The sequence below is a fragment of the Pseudomonas sp. NPDC087697 genome (assembly GCF_044743155.1).
Classification (GTDB): Bacteria; Pseudomonadota; Gammaproteobacteria; order Pseudomonadales; family Pseudomonadaceae; genus Aquipseudomonas.
The window spans coordinates 60,069-77,986 of the sequence record NZ_JBIUVW010000015.1 but is presented as its reverse complement, the minus strand read 5'-3'; the positions used below and the strand labels follow the sequence as shown (position 1 = coordinate 77,986).

Genomic DNA, 17,918 nt, shown 5'->3' with positions numbered 1-17,918 from the left:
CGAGTGACACGACTACTGGCTACTGATCAGCGCAGCCACGGCAAGGTTATTCAGCTCTGCGTCGGGTGTTTCCTGTCTGAAGCGATTCAAGGCTGAGGTGAAATAGGCCACTTCAAGCGTGCCGTCGCTGGCGAGGTAGAGCTGTGCCGCTTCTTGCTCTTGTGCGGAGTAGACGAGCTTGCGGTTCTCGGTCGTCTCCTGGCTGGCAGAGAAAGGCGAGAGCAGTACGCTGGCGAGGGTAAAACCGCTGAGTTGGGTGACTTGCAGCGGGCTGTCTGTGTTACCTACACACAGGCCATCGCAGTGGGCGTAAGCCGTGGCAGAAGTTGCAGAGAGTAGGGCCAAGAGGGCGCAGCGCTTGAAAACAACAGAATTGAACACGGGCATAGCGAGAAGGACGTCCTGTCGACAGTGCATCGGCGTAATTTCACAAGCAGGCAACACTTCTTGGTTACCTGCCAGCCCGCTGGTGCTAGCGAGACTCCGATGCGGCGCAATGATCCACACTTTTCGCCTGCACAACAAGGAAGGGCTGCTTCAACCGGCGAAATAGTAAAACCTGCCTGTCAGCGCCCCTCCAGCAACTCCGCCGCCTGATCCAGCAACGCCAAAGGCTCCTTGGCCTTGTGAATATCCACCGACAACAACTGCCGAAACTTGCGCGCCCCCGGAAACCCAGTGCCCAAACCCAGCACATGCCGAGTGATATGGTGCATCGCACCGCCAGCGTCCAGGTGCGCGGCTATATAAGGCCGCAACTGCGCCAACGCCTCGGCCCTCGAAATCACCGGCGCCGTGCTGCCGAACAGCTGCTGATCGACCTCAGCCATCACATAAGGATTATGATACGCCTCACGGCCCAGCATCACGCCGTCAAAGATCTGCAAATGCTCGTGACAGGCTTCCAGCGTCTTGATCCCGCCGTTGAGAATAATCTCCAGCTCTGGAAAATCCGCCTTCAACTGCGCCGCCACGTCATAGCGCAGCGGCGGAATGTCCCGATTCTCCTTCGGCGACAACCCCTCCAGAATCGCAATCCGCGCATGCACGGTAAAACTCGTGCACCCGGCATCCCGAACCGTCCCGACGAAATCACACAACTCAGCGTAACTGTCCCGCCCATTGATCCCGATCCGATGCTTCACCGTCACCGGAATCGACACCGCATCGCGCATCGCCTTCACACAGTCCGCCACCAACACCGGATGCGCCATCAGGCACGCACCAATCATATTGTTCTGCACCCGATCACTCGGACAGCCGACGTTGAGATTCACCTCGTCGTAACCGTGTTCCTGAGCCATGCGCGCGCACGCGGCCAGGTCGGCTGGGACGCTACCGCCGAGTTGAAGAGCGAGCGGGTGCTCGGCTTCGTTGTGGCGCAGGAAACGGTCGTGATCGCCGTTGAGAAGAGCGCCGGTGGTGACCATTTCTGTGTAGAGGAGAGCGTGCTTGGAGAGCAGGCGCAGGAAGAAACGGCAATGGCGGTCGGTCCAATCCATCATGGGTGCGACGGAGAAGCGGCGGGAGAGGGATTGGGGTGTGGCTGGCGTGGTGAGTAAGGGCATGGGTATCTGGATGGGTGGGGCGATACGGCAGTTTATCAGGAATGGGGTGGGATGGCTGAAAGGGGTGAGCTGTGTCGGTGTGTCTTCAGCTCTAGACTATTATGATCAGTTAGAGGGGCAGTCTTGGTAGGACAATGCCTGCGTGCTCAATATCCCCGACCTCGTTCAAACCACTCTGAGGAGAATACGATGAACAACAAACTCGCGGCGTTATCTGTTGTCTTTGCGATGGGTTGCCTTGGGGCATCAACGGGTTGGGCTGAGCCTGGCGATTACATCATGGTTACCCCAAAAGACATCAAGTGGGCCGATAACCCTGCTTTACCAAAGGGGGCAAAAACCGCCGTCCTCCAGGGCGACCCCAAAGTTGGCCCATATATCGTGCGAGTAAAACTCCCGCCGAACTATATTATTCCCGCCCACACTCATCCGGACGAGCGTACAGTCACCGTGATCTCGGGTACGTGGTATCACGGCGATGGGGATAAATTCGATGCGAAAAAATTGCATGAATTTCCGGCCGGAAGTATTTATGGCGAGGGGCACGTGAGGCACTTTGGGGCAAGCAAAGGCACAGAGGTAATCCTTCAGGTGGAGGGCCCCGGCCCAAGCGGGATTGACTACGTCAACCCAGCAGACGATCCAAGAAAAAAATAGCGTTCACGCTGACCGGTCGTCCAGTCCAGCGGCCGTTTGTCGAAGGTAATAAAAAAGACCTCCACACTCTCGGCAAGTGGGTGGTCTTTCTTGAGCAGTAAAGGAGACACCCATTGTTGCAATACCACGATTTTTGGCTTAATTAATCGTGGTCTGTCCCTGATTCTCCCTTCTACCTGCAGCACCATGCCTTCGCCGGCAAGGTCACAGGGCAGACCTTCGGCACCGCTACCACTGGCCCGGCCATTAACCTGCTGCGGATCGAGGAAAACCTCTCGGCCGCCTGGCAACGTCTGTCCGGTACCTACGTCGAAAACCTGCTCTGGCTCGAATGCGCCGAACGCTACGACCGTGCCCACACCTTCCACTACATGGACCCGCCTTGCAGGAAGTTGCGAGCGAGCTCATCGGCGCGTTTGGGCTGAAGTCGTAAGCGACAGCGCTCAAGTCCGCGAACCGGCTGCTGGCGTAGGTCCAGACATAAGCACGATGGGTTTTCTTTGCGCCCGGTGTGAGCATCTTCACCTAACGTTGGGATTAAGGGTGCATTTGCGGCGCACGCCGAAAATGCCAACCCTTGAATGACTTGTTAGCAATTATTTATATTTAATTATATACAGTACCCCAAACCAGTTTGGCCTGTTTTCGCCGCCATGATTGTGATCACCGGTACTACTGGTATCCAAAGTGGAAACATAGCAATCAGGTCCTCTGCCTTCATATCCAGCCATAGATGGCTGAGGAGCATTTTTTTGTATGGTGTATCTGTGAGAATGGTTACCACTTGGCGCTAAAGCATTATTACCGCCAGACTTTCCATAGGATCTAGTAAGAATGGTTCCCATTGGGAAGCGTTCATCTATTAGGTTAGGGGCTGGCAAATTAAAGAATGGGGATGTGGAATCAGTAATGACTTGCCCGGCACAAATGCACCACCCTGTTGGGAGTTGTATTTTATGCGGGTAATATACAGGAAGGACTGTACCAATAGGCCACTCGTTCGGCCCTAATGTAGTGTAGTTTCCAGGGTTTGTTATGGCATCCTGTGCTTCGCTTTCAATGTCAAAACCATTCATTTCCTAATCTTCCTTGGCGGTTGATGGATGTGGCTAACTACTACTAGGCGACATGCCATGTTGCGTTTCTTGTCGCGATGGCGTGTTGTATAACGTTCCTTGTCGCCCTGTAAGTCCTTGTCTAGCTTAGTGGAGGTCGCGGCAAACGCAACATTGCTCAGGGAGAAACGCGACATGGATGACGGTAAGCCCTGCTGCCTTCTTGAGTTGAAAGCAGCAATGGTGGCGCTATCCATTTGTCATTCCGCGTCCACGGTCCGCTTTTGGCCGAGAGGTTGTGTAAAAACGTTTTAGAATTGGTTTGACAGTCAAAACCAGAACGAAAATCGCGCTCCTACGCAATTTTTTGGTCTGCCGATTAACCAAGCGCCAGCAGATTTTACGTAGCAACGCAGACTTCAAAATGGCGCATGCGTTTTACACCGCTTGGGCCGATAGCTGCCTATTGCAGGATTGATTATTTTTACGCGACACCACTTGGGTTTTCGGTTGCGACCAGGAATACCTGTCCGAGCCCCCCCAGTCTGCCCGGCTCAGGTGGAAAAGTTTTAGGGCAAATTTAGGGAAAATTGGAGACCTCTGTTTCCCGTTATAGGCTTCCGTGGGTTGTTGATTTACCGCTATTTCAGCGGCCTAATACGGTACGAGGTGCATACAGAAGGGGTTCGAATCCCTACCCATAGAGCAGCCTTCACCTTCCGAACGCAGCAGCCGATTGTAGGTCAGAGAATAAAGTAAAGCTTAATGTTCAATTGGAAATAGCCGCTTTCACAGCTGCGTAGGGAAGAATGTTGTTTGGGTTGGCCGCAAATAGTGGCGTCAAAAGCCTTGTGTCATCCGTGAGTATTATGTATTTAGGGGCAAGCTTTATAAGTGAGTTGTCTGTAATTCCATACGTTAGAAAATTTTCAGTACCACAATCCTTATTTATGTCTGAATCAACTTGATGAAATATGGAAAACAAGTTTCTGGCTATTTCATAGGCTAGATCGGAAACGTATCCATTCAGGTCTATGAGGTTGGATACTTCAGTTGCTATGTATGGCGTAATGCAAATACAATCGTATTGTTCCATGACGGCAACAATATTGTCGTAATCTTGGATGTTGAATTTATTCAGGCGATTCGAATTTTTTATATGTCTGCCATCTTCAATGCCTCCAATAATAAGAAGGAGGAGAAGATTGGTGTCGATTATCAACTGCCCTTTAGCCAAAAATTATTACTCCTTATAGTTTTTGAAGCCTCTAAATTTTCCGGTGTGCGCGTCTACCAAAAATACTTTGTACTCTCTTCTCCTTCCCAATAATCCTGCAAGTGCCAGCATTGCTGATGATTCACCGGCTGTTGGTATTTTTGTTGGAGTCCTATCAAGGTCGTAGCTATAGGTGATTTCATAAAGCTTCTCATCTTCAGAGATGATAATCCCTTCTAATACAGGATTTTTTGCTCCCTTTACCAGCTTTGTTATGTTCTCAAGAGCGACTGCGATGGCTGTGTCAAAATCAATCATAGAGATTCTCCATTTGAATACATGTGGCCTTTTACTTCATTTAATACACTGTATGTCTTCATAGGGATTTTGTCATATTTAATCAAGTTTCATCAAGCAAGGTTGGCTACTAGTGATTGCTCTAGTAGGAAAATGAAGCCATTTTCGTCGAAAACCTTAAGAAACGCTGTGCATTTCTGCATGGGCGACATAGGAAGCGAGCTTAGCTAAAATTGGCCCTCCCCAAGGCGGCCTCAGAGTAAAGGGGCTTAGCTCATGTGGATATGACTAGAAATCATTCGAGGGGGTATCAACGGCAGAAAGGCAGGGTGCACGCAGTAGGAGTTCGAAGTGGTACAGAAATGGTACGAGAAAAAACTATTAGTACTACAGGTCTTGTAAATCAACGGCTCTGAAATAAGTCGGTCCAATCCATCATCGAGGTGACGGCGAACAAGCAGAGCAAATTTTTACGATTGAATTCAGCTTCCAACACACCACACCTGCATCGGACATTTCCCGCAACCTGCATCGGTTTCAGTCGCTTTACCGCCATTCACCTCACCGTATAGCCTTCCCCCGTCGCTGCAAAATCAGCGGCCGGATGTGGAAGTCCGTTCTATAGCTAAAGGCGCCCAAGCGCCCATAAACACATGTCGGCGTTTTTTTATGCCAACATTGTCGTGTTATGGCGGCTGTGCGCGGGGCACTCCCGAGTGCGCCGGGATCCTTTAGCCCCGGTCTTCCACACCTGCGTACAGCTGCCACCCTCATGTGGAAGTGAGATTGGCAGTTCACTGAATTGCTAAAGGAGCTTCACTCATGAAAAAGATCACCCCCAATCCCCCCGAAACCCCAGCCGTTTCCGACCCCACCACCCACCTCTTCACCATCGCCCCAAACATCGACACCGAAACCCTGCTAATCCACACCTCCGAAACCTTGGCATCCCTAAACGCCATGACCACCGACCTGGCCTTCGAGCTCGAAGGTTCGCGCCGCAATGTAGCGTTAGCGATGCAGCAGTTGGTTGTTCTCAGCGAGTTGTTGGTGAACCGAGCCCTGGAGCACTTCGACACGCCGGATGCGGCGTCCGGGGTTTCGTCCGCGGCTCGTCACTGAGTGTTCACGCTGGTTCATTCAATGGAGGTTCTGCCATGGCTCGATATATGCCGATCACCGGTATTGACTGCACAATCCCGTCGCTGCTGATCGATACCGAAGCGCCGGTCGATGTGTTGCACGACACGGCGGCGTACCGCATTCGCAGCGTGACGCAACTGCTGGAAACGCTTTCCCAGGGCGAGGGGATCGGTCGTGATGCATTGCTGTTGCAGGACTTCGCGCGGGTGTTGGCGATTCCGCTGCGCGATGGGTGTGATGTGATGGATGTGATCGGGCGACGATTGCAGCGGTAAACGAAAAGGGGCGACCGTTGAGGTCGCCCCTTGTTGGTTGGGTGTGTCCCTTCCTGTAGCAGCTGTCGAGCCTGCGAGGCTGCGTCAGACCCGGGCTGTGTTCGGATGAGGCGGTTGTAAATCAGGCAATGCGTTCCTTCAAGCAAACCGTGTATGCAGGATTTGCGAGGACTACGTCCTCGAACGCAGCCTCGCGGGCTCGGCAGCTGCTACGGACATAGTCCTTTACCGTATTTCAATGTTGCGTAAGGAGATACGGGTATCGGCGCAGTCAGCGGGGTAGATTGGCTTTTTGAAGTGATCAAATATATCTGTTTACTTATCTCGGAAAATAACTGGCAGTCAATCGGCGCTCTCGTTAGCGTCTTTCATGGCCTGCTCTTTTTTCCGATTTTTTAAATCTCTCCTGGCAGCCCAAACAAGGCCAATGATTGTAACGGCAACAAAGATGATGATTTGTTCAGTAGGCATTTGCTTTCCTTCATAAGGCATCCGTTGGAATAGCGACGTCCCTGAATTCGCATAAGGTTTGTCCATGCTAATCAACGAAAGGAATGCAGTTGTTAGCAATATGTACGTGAGATGTAAAAGAATGTGATCGGAGGCGGGGGGATAATTAAAGTGTTACAGAAGTTGTAGGTAGTGTGTAGGGACGACCATTGCGGCCGCCCCTTGTTTATATCGAGCATTTTTTCGGGATTGGCAGGGAAGGGTGACACACCACGCTTCTTCCCCGCGTTACTCTCGGCTTTAGAGATCCAGGCCTTCCTGTATCACCGAGAGAAAGTTGTCTTCACTGAGTTCGACCGGCTCCGGCTGTGGTTGTCCATTGCGCGAAATGCTCTGGATCTGCCATTGCGCTTCGCCGTGTTCGGTCTCGGTCCGGCACAAATACAGCTCTTTGCCTTTGGCGAGGACATCGACACGGCCCATACCGCCAATGATGAAGCGAGCAATGGGGTCGAGGGTGATGCTGTGGTGGTTACCATCGATCAGCAGTTTGTCGATGGCGTAGTTGAAGGTCTCGCCGGAAGGGAGGTTTTCGATAACGTGTGTGGGGACGCGGCGAATGTTCAAGCCGGCTTCAGTCAGTGGCTCCAGCCATGCCTCAAGCTGGTGGTACATGTCATAGACCTGTATCGGCCAATGCTCAATCGCCGTATCTGCGCAGGCTTCAGCGTCAGCACGGGTTTGCTGTTTCTGCTTCAGTTTCGCGGCGAGCTCATCTGCCTTACTCATTTCGATTTCCTATCGTGACGTAAGTTTGATCGTAGCGATTTCAAGGTACTTCACCTTGGCGGGTAATGGCCAGTTAGAATCCGCTGCAATGACAGGTTCACCACGCTGAGAAAGATCATCCGATCTGTCCCAAAGGAGAGGGTTAATGAAAAAACTGTATGTTCTGGTCGCGTTGTTTGCGCTGACGATTGGCAGCGTCGGCATGAGCGACGCTCGGTCCCATCGCGATAAGCAGCAGACCGAGTCGGTGGCGGGAGTGTTTGATTACTACTTGCTGACGCTGTCCTGGTCGCCGACGTTTTGCCTGACCCACCAGAACAACCCGCAATGCTCGGGCAAAGGCTACGGCTTTGTGCTCCACGGTCTCTGGCCGCAGTACGCCAAGGGCGGCTGGCCGGAGTCTTGTCCGCCGATGGTGCCGTTGACGTCAGCGGAGCAGAAACAAGGGCTGACGTTGTTTGTGACGCCAAAATTGCTTCAGCATGAATGGTCCAAGCACGGTACTTGCAGCGGCCTCGGCGCCTCGGGTTATCTGAATGTGGCGGACAAGGCTGTTGGCGCGGTGAAAATCCCGGACAAGCTGAAACCCTTGAGCACCGAGATTTACTTCCCGGCGCAGGAAATTGCGCAGATGTTTCGTCAGAGCAATCCCGGAATTCCGGAGGATGGCATTGCGATTGTCTGCAGCGGACCTGAGTTGTCGGAAGTACGAGTGTGCCTGGGCAAGGACTTGTCGTTCGGATCTTGTGGCAAGGGCGTGAAGAGTCAGTGCCGGGCGGGAGATATTCGGGTTCCGCCAATGCGTTGATGGGGATCGTTGTAGATTTATTGGCATAAAAATGGGCGACTTCGGTCGCCCATTTAGCTTGGCAAGCCGCTTAATCGAGCGCGGTATTCTTGATTTCCAGCCAGAAGCTCTTGAATCTGAATCGCCACCAAACGACCAGCAGCTTATCGATATTTCGCTTGAGCCAGTTTTCTCTACGAGCGCGGAGGGTTTCTTCGATTTCGGCTTCCAGCCACTCATCATCAAACCCTGTCCAGATCGGAGGAATCGGTGTTTGCGCATTCCAGTGGCAGACCGCAGTCACTTCCGAGAAGAAAATATCTTCGACCAGCGCGATGTCGTAACCCTGGATTTGCCGTGCGATGTAGGCATAGTCCACCGCGGTGTCAACGAAAGCGTCGGCCAGTGCACAGCGGATTTTGGTTTTATCCTCAGGGCTTAATGGGGGGTAGTTGGTCATGCCGGTTCATTCTGCACATGCACGGGCAACCCCAGTGCCACCAGGTCTTTGCGCAGTTGTGCCGCACTGGTGAACTGCAGCGCATTGAAGCCTTCCCGACGTGCACCTTCGACGTTCGGCGCGTGATCATCGATAAACACCGCATGGTGGCCTTCGAGCCGGTAGCGCGATTTCAGCAGTTGGAAGATCGCCGGGGCGGGCTTGATGATGCCTTCTTCGCCGGAGACGAGGATGCCCTCGAACGTGTGCAAAAAGGGAAAGCGCTCAAGGGCAATCGGGAAGGTTTCGGCGGACCAGTTGGTCAGGGCCAGCAAGCGGACACCCTTGGCGTGCAGTTCATCGAGGATCAGCACGGTCTCTTCCAGCGCACCGCCAAGTGTTTCCTCCCAGCGTTCGCGGTACGCACGAATCAGCGCCTCTTGTGACGGGTGCCGTGCGATGGCTTCGTTGATCCCTTCCTGCCAGGACCGTCCTGCGTCCTGGCGCTCGTTCCACTCGGGAGGGGACACCTCGGAAAGAAACGTCTCCATGGCCTGTACGTCATTACCGAAGATCTTTCGGTAAAGGTTTCTTGGATTCCAGTGAATGAGGACGTTACCGAGGTCGAACACAACGGTGTCGATGGTTGTCGGGTGGTTCAGGGGACTCATGCTTTTCCTCCATGGATTGGCTTGTGTAGGCGGTTTTAGGGTGCCCCTGTTTTACCGCATCCCAAACCGAATAACACCTTCCGTAAACAAACTGATCATCCATCTGAACGGCCCATACAGCAGCGCGCTGCCACCTTCGATTCGACCGGTATCGCGGTGGTTTTCCTCATCTTCCAGAATCGACTGGACTGTTTCATAGGCCGCCGAATCGTTCCGGCTTTCGAGGTATAAGAGCTGGCTTTTCAGATGGCTCACCACGACCGATTCCACGGCCCAGGTGCAGGCCATGACGCCGCTTTTCCCCAGTAACGCCGAGATAAAACCCATGAACCAGCCCCCGGCGCCGCAAAGCCAGTAGCTCTTGCACTTGATGCCGTTGCGGCGCTGGATCTCCTCCCAGAACCGGTTCATGTGACGTTTTTCGTCTTCCATGAAGCTTTCCAGAAGAGGCACGTAGTCCCTGCGCAGCAGCCGGGATACAAAGATCTGCGATCGGTAAATGTTGATGGCGCCGAATTCCCCGGCGTGGTTCACCTTGAGAATCTTTTTGGCGGTGTCCAGCGATGCGGCGCTGTCTTTATATTTCATTGGACGTGGAGATTCACAGGGCTGTATCGGTGGGGGCATTGATGTTTGAAGTGAGCATCAACGAATGCGTTGAACATTACAGGAGAAAAGGGGAGTGAGTTTATGACTCGCACCACATTTGCCCCTCATCACCCCGTAAGCTAAGCTCCCCGGCATTAAGGGATCTGGGCTTTTGCTCATGCCTTACCCTTCAAGGATGACGCTTTTGCCTACCCCCATTCACGACCCTCATTACGCCCCCGGCGGCCCTCTTAAACGCTTGCCTCTGCGCAAAGCCGCGGTGATGTTTGTTGCGGCGGTTTGCCTGTGTTTGTGTGGCTTGCTTTACCTGCAACTGGAGCAGTCCCGGCGCCACGATTTGTCGCTGGCGGAGGTGGCGTCGGCGAACCTGACGCGGGCGATGGCGCAGCAGGCGCAGGACACGTTTTTGAGCGCGGATCTGGTGATGACCAGCCTGGTCGACTGGATTCAGGCAGAAGGTTTTGGCGTCTTTCAAAACCCACGGTTGCAGCGGACCTTCGCGCGGCGGGTGCAGGCGCTTGAGCAGTTGCACGGGCTGTTTCTGTTCGACAAAAACGGGCACTGGGTGGTGACGTCGTTTGCTAATTTACCGCGTGGCGAGGGCGTGGCTGATCGCGACTACTTCACGTTCCATCAGCAAAATCCTTCGTTGCTCGCGCACATTGGACCGGCGATTCGCAGCCGGCAGAACGGCGAGTGGATCATTCCGATTTCCCGGCGGGTGAATGACCAGAACGGCGAGTTCCAGGGCGTGCTGATGGCCGGGATCAAGCTGGCGTACTTCGACCAGTTCTTCAAAAGCTTCAGCCTCGATGACAATGGCGTGATGTCTCTGGTGTTGTCGGACGGGACGTTGCTGGCCAGGCGGCCGTTTGATGAGTCACGAATAGGCGAGTCAGTGGCGCATGGGGAAATCTTCCAGCAGTACCTGCCCCATACCACCTCCGGCAATGCAATGATCCGTTCGGTGGTGGACGGTGTGGTTCGCCTCTATAGCTATCGTCGGCTGGACGCTTACCCGCTGGTGGTTATGGCGGCGACTCCGGAGAAAATCATTCTTCAGGGGTGGTACGCCAACGCCTATCAATCCAGTGTCATCGTCGCCCTGGTGGTGCTCGGCGTTGGTTTGTTCGGCTGGGTGTTTGTACTGCAGGTTCGCAACGGTGAACTCATCGAGGCGGACTTGCGTACCGCGCAAGAGCGGCTGGAAGTGATCGCGACTCACGACAGTCTGACCGGGTTGGCCAATCGTCGACTGTTCGAGCGGGCGCTGGACATCGAGTTCGCACGGGGTGCCCGTCAGCAGAGTTCGTTGAGCCTGATCATGCTCGATATCGATTTCTTCAAACGTTACAACGACACCTACGGTCACGTGGCAGGGGATCAGTGCCTGGCAGAAGTGGCGCGAGTGGTGAAAAGTTGTTGTCAGCGCAAGTCCGACCTGGCGGTGCGTTATGGCGGTGAAGAGTTCGCGGTGTTGTTGCCCGATACCGACATTCACGGTGCCTTTACAATTGCCGAGCAGATCCGCCACAGCGTCAAGGACAGTCACATCATCCATTCCGGCGCGCCGTCGGGGAACCTGACGGTGAGTCTGGGCTGTTATGCATTTATACCCAGCGACGGGGACAGCATCGAAGTGTTCATTGAGCGGGCAGATGCAGCGATGTATCAGGCCAAAAATTTTGGTCGAAACCGCACGATGGTGTTGTCGATGGAAGGCAGTCCTGACGCGGCTGTGTTTTCAGAAGTTTGCTGAGGGGCAGGGCACCGGTCTCAGATCGAGTCCGCCTGGCATTTTTATTTTTTTTACGAGGCACGGTATGAAATATTCACCCTCGCGACGTTCATTGTTGAAGGCAGGTCTTACGCTGCCGTTGATCACTCTGGTGTGCCCAGTCTGGGCTAATGCTTCATCCCCGGATAAACCACTGGCCGAGCTTTACAAGAAGCTCGCCGAGTTGGAGAACAGTGCAAAAGGTCGGCTGGGCGTTGCATTGATCAACACTGCGACAGGCCACGACATTCAGTATCGGGGCGGGGAGCGTTTTCCGTTCTGCAGTACCTTCAAGTTGATGCTGGCCGCAGCGGTGCTGCACAAAAGCATGGCCGAGCCCGGGTTGCTCGACAAACATATCGCCTATGGCGAAGCCGACTTGCTGTCTTACGCGCCCATTGCCAAACAGAACTTGAAACAGGGTATGAGCGTTGCGCAGTTGTGCGCCGCCACGTTGCAATACAGTGATAACACCGCCGCCAACTTGTTGATCAAGGAGTTAGGTGGAGTGGCAGCGGTTAACCAGTTCGCCAAAAGCCTGGGTGATCCGGCGTTCCGACTTGATCGCAAGGAGCCAGAGTTGAACACCGCCATTCCTGATGATCCGCGTGACACCACCACACCCGCCGCGATGGCCGCCAGTGTGCAGAAAGTCGTGCTGGGTGACGCGTTGGCAACAGCGCAGCGTGAGCAGTTGGCGACCTGGCTCAAGGGCAATACCACCGGCGATGCGAGCATTCGGGCCGGGACACCAACGGGTTGGGTCGTCGGCGATAAAACCGGTAGCGGCGACTACGGCACCACGAACGATGTGGCGGTGCTTTGGCCACAGACGGGCGCGCCCGTGGTGCTCGCGGTTTACTTCACCCAACATCAAAAGGACGCCGAAGCGCGTCGTGATGTTCTGGCTTCTGCCACCCGTTTGGTGATGGCGCACTTGTCCTGATTGGCTAAATCAATTGTCGGGCTCCTGGGGTTTTGACGTATACCTTGCGCCCATCGGCCGGGCGCTGTTCATTGCAAAGCGCCCGGTGCGCTTTGCCTGCACAAGGAATCAGTCATGAGCCAACCCGTTCTCAACGAAGTCGATCTCTACCTGCAACGCCTGGGCTACGACACACCGCCGTCGCCCACCCTCGATACCCTGCGCGAATTGCAACTGCGCCACACCAGCACCTTCGCTTTCGAAAATCTCTCACCGCTGTCCGGTGTTCCGGTGTCCATCGACCTTGATTCGATTCAGCGCAAGCTGCTGCATGATGGCCGGGGCGGCTACTGTTACGAACTCAACAACCTGTACATGACGTTGCTGCAGCACTTGGGCTTTGAGGTGCGCGGCATTACCGGTCGCGTGGTGATGAACGCTCCGGAAGGCACCTGGGCGGCACGTACCCATCGCTTGACCCTGCTGACCCTGAACGGTGTCCGCTACATTACCGACGTGGGCTTCGGCGGCATGGTGCCGACTGCGCCGCTCAGGCTCGACACCGAAGAAGAGCAGGCCACGCCTCACGAACGTTATCGCATCACCCTCGGCGACGGCAGCTACACCCTGCGCGCCGAGGTCGCCGGTGAATGGCGGGCGATGTATGTGTTCGACTTGCAGCGCCAGGAGGACGTCGATTACGAGATCGGCAACTGGTACGTCTCAACCCATCCCGAGTCGCCGTTTCTCCAGCGGCTGATGGTGGCACGTACCGGGGAGGGCGTACGGCGAACGTTGAACAACAGCAGCTATGCGTTGCATCGGATGGGTTTTGAAAGTGAGCGGCGGGAGATCACCGACGTCGATGAGCTTTTCGATCTGCTGCAAACGGAATTTGCCATTCGTGTGCCAGAGCATCCTCAGTTGCGGCAGGTTATCGTCAGGCTGCTGGCCTGACGGTCAATCTGCCGGCCAGCCGATTTACTCCGCCTGTGGCTGAAACGAAAACCTCACGGCTTTGCCCAAGGCAGCCCCTGCCAGGCCCGATAGAATTTTATCGGAGTGACTGCGCATTTCTTCGGCCACTGCATTCTGTCGGATGGCCATCTGCGCGAAGTACTTAGACGCCTTGCCTTCTGTCGCCAGAGAGGACAGCTCTTCGGCGGTATAGAATTTCTCATAAGCGTTGGCAAGGTTCTCGTCCCATTGCGGCTGATAGGCGGGCAGGAGTTGGTCGAGTTCACGGTCTACGGCGCTGTACGCATCAATCGGTCCGATTCTGACCGTCATCGTGATATAGGACTGGGTCATCTGGATGACCTGCACGGCCATGCTGCGCAAGTATTTGCCCAGATGTTGTTGAGCGACAAAATTGACTGCCGCCTCATGCGCGGATGGGCTGGCCAGTGCTGTGGGGTAAGGCACGATGGGCGAGAGGAGTGCGGCGATCAGTAGCAGGTGTTTGATGGACAATGGACTGGCTCTGGAAGGTTGATCAGCGGGTTGTTTGGTGCGCATGGCTGGCCATCGACGACAACCGGCTTTTTCGCCGGCCAGCCTGCGTAGGGTTCTGGTGCTACAGGAGAGTGAAGCGCTCGACGGGGTTTAGGGTCGCGATAGCGCTTGCTGGATGTTGGCCCCGACCTCATCAGCCTTGGGCGTTTTGAGGTGCTTGAGGTAGGCCCAATGGGTCACGGCTCCCACCAGTGCGCCCTCGAGCAGCCACAGCGGCGCCGTCTTGCGCAATTCGGGATGCAGGCACAGCGCGCCGGCCATCGCCAGCCCTGCCAGTACGCCGGTGATCCAGTTCGCATAACCCTTGGCGCTGATCAATGCGTACAGCGGGGTAAAGACCAACGCCATGGGTAGAAAGCCAAACAGCAAACCACCCGCCATCACGCAGAAAAAAGCCAGGATGCCGTACAGCAAGCCATGCCAGTGACCGGCCGATACGAGCGCAGTGCCTACTCCAAAGAGAACGGCTTGAACAATGAGGATCTTGCGAAAGCTGCCATACGCCAGGATGAAGATGTACCAGAGGTGATTCAGTGCGTCGCGGTGGTTCAAGGAGGAGCGTCCATGTCGGGGAAAAGCGTTGCAATCCGTGCGATGTTTCCGGGGCGCGGGATTCTATCAGGAGTAGTGGCACTTTGCTGCATTGTGGGTGGCTGATGCAGGTTGCGGGGGAGTGAGGGAGGAGTGGCGGCAATTGCGCCAACGCTTTGGTGAAATAGCTGTATACAATTCTATAGACATTTGTCCTGACTGTTGCATACAGTGTGCGCATAACAAAAAACCAGGGAACCCCCCACGATGAAAACGCCCTCTGCTTCACACCAACGGCCTGAGGATGAAAACCTCGGGGTCGGCGCGAATATGGCTTACGGCCTGCAACACGTTCTGACCATGTATGGCGGTATCGTTGCGGTACCACTGATCATCGGCCAGGCGGCCGGGCTTTCTCCGGCAGACATTGGTCTGTTGATTGCGGCGTCACTGTTTGCGGGGGGCTTGGCGACATTACTGCAAACCCTCGGATTACCGTTTTTTGGCTGTCAGTTGCCGCTGGTACAGGGCGTTTCGTTCTCGGGTGTCGCGACCATGGTGGCGATTGTCAGCAGCGGTGGCGAAGGTGGTTTTCAGTCGATTCTGGGGGCGGTGATTGCAGCCTCGTTGATCGGGCTGCTGATCACGCCGGTGTTCTCTCGAATTACCAAGTTCTTCCCGCCGTTGGTCACCGGCATTGTGATCACCACCATCGGCCTGACGCTGATGCCGGTGGCGGCACGCTGGGCCATGGGCGGTAACAGCCACGCCGAGAGCTTCGGCAGCATGGCGAATATCGGTCTGGCGGGATTGACGTTGGTACTGGTGCTGATGCTGAGCAAGATCGGCAGCGCCACGATCTCCCGTTTGTCGATCCTGTTGGCCATGGTGATCGGTACAGTGATCGCGGTATTCCTCGGCATGGCAGACTTTTCGACGGTCACTCAAGGGCCGATGTTCGGCTTCCCGACACCGTTCCACTTCGGCATGCCAACCTTCCACTTTGCGGCGATCCTGTCGATGTGCATCGTGATCATGGTGACGCTGGTGGAAACCTCGGCGGACATCCTGGCGGTCGGTGAAATCATCGGCACCAAGGTTGACTCCAAGCGTCTGGGTAATGGACTGCGGGCCGACATGCTGTCGAGCATGATCGCGCCGATCTTCGGTTCTTTCACTCAAAGTGCCTTCGCGCAGAACGTGGGGCTGGTGGCGGTGACCGGGATCAAGAGCCGTTACGTGGTGGCCACGGGCGGGGTGTTCCTGGTGGTGCTGGGTCTGTTGCCGGTGATGGGGCGAGTGATTGCCGCTGTACCGACTTCCGTCCTCGGCGGTGCCGGTATCGTGTTGTTTGGCACGGTGGCGGCGAGTGGTATTCGTACCCTGTCCAAAGTCGATTACCGCAACAACGTGAACCTGATCATCGTCGCCACTTCCATCGGTTTCGGCATGATCCCCATCGCCGCACCCAACTTCTACGATCACTTCCCAAGCTGGTTCGCAACCATCTTCCATTCCGGTATCAGCTCGTCGGCGATCATGGCGATCGTGCTCAACCTGACGTTCAACCACTTCACCGCCGGCAACTCCGATCAACAATCGGTCTTCGCCGCCGGTACCGAACGGACCCTGCGTTTCCAGGATCTGGCGGCGTTGCGCGAAGGGGATTACTTCGCCGACGGCAAACTGCACGACTGCGACGGGAAAGAGATTCCGGTGGTGGTGGATTCGTCCCACGGCCCGACGGAACATCGTGCGGAGCATGCCAAAAGCAATGAGCATGTCTGACGACACTGCGCAGAGCGGCGCCTGACCGACGGCACGCTCACAACCAATAAACAGAAGGGCAGAGGGGATCACATCCCCTCTGCCCTTTTTGCATGGGGCGTTGCGATAACCCCCAGTGGCCTTAAGTCGTTGCGCAAACCCAAACGCCTGCCCAAGCTGCGCAGCTTTGTCGAATTTGCCTTGGAGAAGTAGTGCGCTAGGGGCGACCGGCCTCGCTGGCGATCAGCATCATTGCCGCCGAGAGCGTGTGGCCATCGGTGATCTGGCCGGCGGCGATCATTGCCATCAGTTCCTGGCGGGTGATGAACAAAAGATCATCCACCTCGCCATCGGTTTCGTCGGTGGTTTGTGTGTCGAGGTAGACCTGGCACACCGCAACCGCACTGGCAATCAGTGATGTGTTGCTGTGCAGCAAGCCCAAATTCTTGACCTTCAGCGCCTGCCAGCCCGTTTCCTCCAGCAGCTCGCGGGCCGCCGCGTCGCTGGCGGTTTCGCTCTCGTCGATGGCGCCCCGCGGGAACTCGATGGACATCCCGCCAATGGCCCGGCGCTTGAGGTTGACCAGCATCAACCGGCCGTCTTCGAGGGTCGGCACGGCCACCACGCCATTGATGGCCTGGGCTTCCTTGATGATGAAGTAGCCGTTCTCGCGGACCACTTTGAAGTACGGGGTTTCCAGCAGACACTGGGATTCGGTGACAGGCTTCATGCGCGGTATTACTCCAGAAAGCAGCGATCGAAAAGGTAGAGGCTGGCGGGCTTGAGGTTTTCCAGCGTGGCTTGCGGGCGGCCGCCGTCGCCGCTTTTCTTGCGCCCGGTCTCTTGCAGGTAGCCGGCCTCGATCATCTTCAGCAGGCGCTGGCGGATGCTGGTCTTGAGCACCGGTCGCTCAAGCACCAGGGAGAAAATGCTCACCGCTTCAGGCGCGCTGAACTCGTTGCCGAGGAACATCAGCGGCAGGCTGCTGTACAGCGACTTGGAGAACAGGCGCTCCTGCACGGAGGCCACCAGACTGTTGTGATCGAAGGGCAGCCTGGTCGAGGCTTCGGCCACGTCCTTGAGCGGGAAAAATCCCTGGTGTTCGGCCGGCTGGACCGCATCGCTGACGATGGCGAGGTAATAGGTCGACGACGACCAGCAGCGCGGATCGCGGAACGCGTCGCCGACGGTGCCGACCTGCTCGATCCATGCCAGTCGCATGCCAACCTTTTTCGAGGCGCGCAGACGCTCCACGGCGTCGTTCAGCGTGAGGTCTTCGACCCCGCCATTGACCACGATCCCGGGCAGCGCCCAATGGCCGGCGAACGGCTCTGCTTTGCGCCGGTTCAGGAGGATTTCCAGCGCCTGGGTTTCCCGGCAATAGCGCAGTACACAGAGGTCGATGGTGTGCAGGTAGGCGCTTGGATGGGGGGTGCGGTCTGGCATG

22 protein-coding genes and 2 pseudogenes are annotated in these 17,918 nt (G+C 55.7%); 9 read left to right on the top strand and 15 right to left on the bottom strand.

The annotated features are described in order from the left end of the window. Positions 1 to 12: 12 nt before the first annotated feature. Together ACIPIN_RS13475 and dusA are read right to left on the bottom strand one after the other, a co-directional pair. Entirely contained in the window at positions 13 to 387 is a 375-nt protein-coding gene (locus ACIPIN_RS13475; protein WP_401119336.1) for a DUF2388 domain-containing protein, read from the bottom strand. A gap of 179 nt (positions 388 to 566) precedes the next feature. Further along, positions 567 to 1,568: a tRNA dihydrouridine(20/20a) synthase DusA gene (gene dusA, locus ACIPIN_RS13470; RefSeq protein WP_401119333.1), complete on the bottom strand. Its 1,002-nt coding sequence runs from the start codon at positions 1,566 to 1,568 to the stop codon at positions 567 to 569. A 189-nt stretch (positions 1,569 to 1,757) separates the two neighbouring features. Here dusA and ACIPIN_RS13465 point away from each other — a divergent pair, with 189 nt between their 5' ends. Together ACIPIN_RS13465 and ACIPIN_RS13460 are read left to right on the top strand one after the other, a co-directional pair. Then, positions 1,758 to 2,225: a cupin domain-containing protein gene (locus ACIPIN_RS13465; protein ID WP_401119330.1), complete on the top strand. Its 468-nt coding sequence runs from the start codon at positions 1,758 to 1,760 to the stop codon at positions 2,223 to 2,225. Between the two features lie 170 nt (positions 2,226 to 2,395). Continuing rightward, a pseudogene (locus tag ACIPIN_RS13460) lies at positions 2,396 to 2,608 on the top strand (DNA adenine methylase); the annotation flags it as partial. Between the two features lie 2 nt (positions 2,609 to 2,610). On the opposite strand, the pseudogene ACIPIN_RS13455 reads toward ACIPIN_RS13460, so the two are convergent. The 4 genes and pseudogenes from ACIPIN_RS13455 to ACIPIN_RS13440 form a co-directional block, all read right to left on the bottom strand. Further along, a pseudogene (locus tag ACIPIN_RS13455) lies at positions 2,611 to 2,750 on the bottom strand (transposase); the annotation flags it as partial. 71 nt (positions 2,751 to 2,821) lie between these two features. Next, positions 2,822 to 3,301 carry a hypothetical protein gene (locus ACIPIN_RS13450; protein WP_401119328.1) on the bottom strand — a complete coding sequence of 160 codons (480 nt, stop codon included), beginning with the start codon at positions 3,299 to 3,301 and terminating at the stop codon, positions 2,822 to 2,824. A gap of 748 nt (positions 3,302 to 4,049) precedes the next feature. Continuing rightward, on the bottom strand, positions 4,050 to 4,517 hold the full coding sequence (locus ACIPIN_RS13445; protein WP_401119326.1) for a hypothetical protein: 468 nt from the start codon (positions 4,515 to 4,517) through the stop codon (positions 4,050 to 4,052). A gap of 6 nt (positions 4,518 to 4,523) precedes the next feature. Further along, the gene (locus tag ACIPIN_RS13440; protein ID WP_401119323.1) at positions 4,524 to 4,814 is read right to left on the bottom strand and encodes a hypothetical protein; all 291 of its coding nucleotides are present in this window, start codon (positions 4,812 to 4,814) and stop codon (positions 4,524 to 4,526) included. Positions 4,815 to 5,615: 801 nt separating this feature from the next. On the opposite strand from ACIPIN_RS13440, the gene ACIPIN_RS13435 reads away from it, so the two are divergent. Beyond that, a complete protein-coding gene (locus tag ACIPIN_RS13435; protein WP_401119321.1) occupies positions 5,616 to 5,915 on the top strand; it encodes a DUF6124 family protein in 300 nt (99 codons plus the stop codon). A 35-nt stretch (positions 5,916 to 5,950) separates the two neighbouring features. After that, positions 5,951 to 6,211 (top strand): hypothetical protein, encoded by a 261-nt coding sequence (locus tag ACIPIN_RS13430; protein ID WP_401119318.1) that lies wholly within the window; start codon positions 5,951 to 5,953, stop codon positions 6,209 to 6,211. Between the two features lie 342 nt (positions 6,212 to 6,553). Here the strand turns inward: ACIPIN_RS13430 and ACIPIN_RS13425 are convergent, their stop codons facing one another. Next, the gene (locus tag ACIPIN_RS13425) at positions 6,554 to 6,682 is read right to left on the bottom strand and encodes a hypothetical protein (protein ID WP_401119316.1); all 129 of its coding nucleotides are present in this window, start codon (positions 6,680 to 6,682) and stop codon (positions 6,554 to 6,556) included. Between the two features lie 279 nt (positions 6,683 to 6,961). Further along, on the bottom strand, positions 6,962 to 7,450 hold the full coding sequence (locus tag ACIPIN_RS13420) for a hypothetical protein (protein ID WP_401119314.1): 489 nt from the start codon (positions 7,448 to 7,450) through the stop codon (positions 6,962 to 6,964). A gap of 145 nt (positions 7,451 to 7,595) precedes the next feature. Here ACIPIN_RS13420 and ACIPIN_RS13415 point away from each other — a divergent pair, with 145 nt between their 5' ends. After that, positions 7,596 to 8,258 carry a ribonuclease gene (locus ACIPIN_RS13415; RefSeq protein WP_401119313.1) on the top strand — a complete coding sequence of 221 codons (663 nt, stop codon included), beginning with the start codon at positions 7,596 to 7,598 and terminating at the stop codon, positions 8,256 to 8,258. Between the two features lie 70 nt (positions 8,259 to 8,328). On the opposite strand, the gene ACIPIN_RS13410 is transcribed toward ACIPIN_RS13415, so the two are convergent. Genes ACIPIN_RS13410 through ACIPIN_RS13400 form a run of 3 tightly spaced genes read right to left on the bottom strand, consistent with a single transcriptional unit; the run spans position 8,329 to position 9,935 of the window. Further along, positions 8,329 to 8,697, bottom strand: a complete 369-nt coding sequence (locus ACIPIN_RS13410) for a hypothetical protein (RefSeq protein ID WP_401119311.1) — start codon at positions 8,695 to 8,697, stop codon at positions 8,329 to 8,331. Beyond that, on the bottom strand, positions 8,694 to 9,347 hold the full coding sequence (locus ACIPIN_RS13405) for an HAD family hydrolase (protein ID WP_401119309.1): 654 nt from the start codon (positions 9,345 to 9,347) through the stop codon (positions 8,694 to 8,696). Before ACIPIN_RS13405 ends, ACIPIN_RS13410 begins: the two co-directional genes overlap by 4 nt. A gap of 51 nt (positions 9,348 to 9,398) precedes the next feature. Then, the gene (locus tag ACIPIN_RS13400) at positions 9,399 to 9,935 is read right to left on the bottom strand and encodes a demethoxyubiquinone hydroxylase family protein (protein WP_401119307.1); all 537 of its coding nucleotides are present in this window, start codon (positions 9,933 to 9,935) and stop codon (positions 9,399 to 9,401) included. Between the two features lie 205 nt (positions 9,936 to 10,140). On the opposite strand from ACIPIN_RS13400, the gene ACIPIN_RS13395 reads away from it, so the two are divergent. The 3 genes from ACIPIN_RS13395 to ACIPIN_RS13385 all read left to right on the top strand — a co-directional run bounded on the left by ACIPIN_RS13395 (position 10,141) and on the right by ACIPIN_RS13385 (position 13,615). After that, positions 10,141 to 11,715, top strand: coding sequence for a diguanylate cyclase (locus ACIPIN_RS13395; RefSeq protein WP_401119304.1), 1,575 nt, complete (start codon positions 10,141 to 10,143; stop codon positions 11,713 to 11,715). Between the two features lie 64 nt (positions 11,716 to 11,779). Then, positions 11,780 to 12,679 (top strand): class A beta-lactamase, encoded by a 900-nt coding sequence (gene bla / locus ACIPIN_RS13390; RefSeq protein ID WP_401119301.1) that lies wholly within the window; start codon positions 11,780 to 11,782, stop codon positions 12,677 to 12,679. A 114-nt stretch (positions 12,680 to 12,793) separates the two neighbouring features. After that, on the top strand, positions 12,794 to 13,615 hold the full coding sequence (locus tag ACIPIN_RS13385) for an arylamine N-acetyltransferase (protein ID WP_401119300.1): 822 nt from the start codon (positions 12,794 to 12,796) through the stop codon (positions 13,613 to 13,615). A gap of 24 nt (positions 13,616 to 13,639) precedes the next feature. Here ACIPIN_RS13385 and ACIPIN_RS13380 read toward each other — a convergent pair whose 3' ends face one another. Both ACIPIN_RS13380 and ACIPIN_RS13375 read right to left on the bottom strand, forming a co-directional pair. Further along, the gene (locus ACIPIN_RS13380; protein WP_401119297.1) at positions 13,640 to 14,176 is read right to left on the bottom strand and encodes a hypothetical protein; all 537 of its coding nucleotides are present in this window, start codon (positions 14,174 to 14,176) and stop codon (positions 13,640 to 13,642) included. A gap of 87 nt (positions 14,177 to 14,263) precedes the next feature. Then, the gene (locus ACIPIN_RS13375; protein ID WP_401119294.1) at positions 14,264 to 14,725 is read right to left on the bottom strand and encodes a hypothetical protein; all 462 of its coding nucleotides are present in this window, start codon (positions 14,723 to 14,725) and stop codon (positions 14,264 to 14,266) included. 246 nt (positions 14,726 to 14,971) lie between these two features. Here ACIPIN_RS13375 and ACIPIN_RS13370 point away from each other — a divergent pair, with 246 nt between their 5' ends. Further along, positions 14,972 to 16,492, top strand: a complete 1,521-nt coding sequence (locus ACIPIN_RS13370; protein ID WP_401119291.1) for a nucleobase:cation symporter-2 family protein — start codon at positions 14,972 to 14,974, stop codon at positions 16,490 to 16,492. A gap of 196 nt (positions 16,493 to 16,688) precedes the next feature. Here the strand turns inward: ACIPIN_RS13370 and ACIPIN_RS13365 are convergent, their stop codons facing one another. Together ACIPIN_RS13365 and ACIPIN_RS13360 are read right to left on the bottom strand one after the other, a co-directional pair. Beyond that, a complete protein-coding gene (locus ACIPIN_RS13365) occupies positions 16,689 to 17,201 on the bottom strand; it encodes an NUDIX hydrolase (RefSeq protein ID WP_401119288.1) in 513 nt (170 codons plus the stop codon). 8 nt (positions 17,202 to 17,209) lie between these two features. Then, positions 17,210 to 17,917 (bottom strand): NUDIX hydrolase, encoded by a 708-nt coding sequence (locus ACIPIN_RS13360; protein ID WP_401119286.1) that lies wholly within the window; start codon positions 17,915 to 17,917, stop codon positions 17,210 to 17,212. Between the last annotated feature and the right edge of the window lies 1 nt (position 17,918).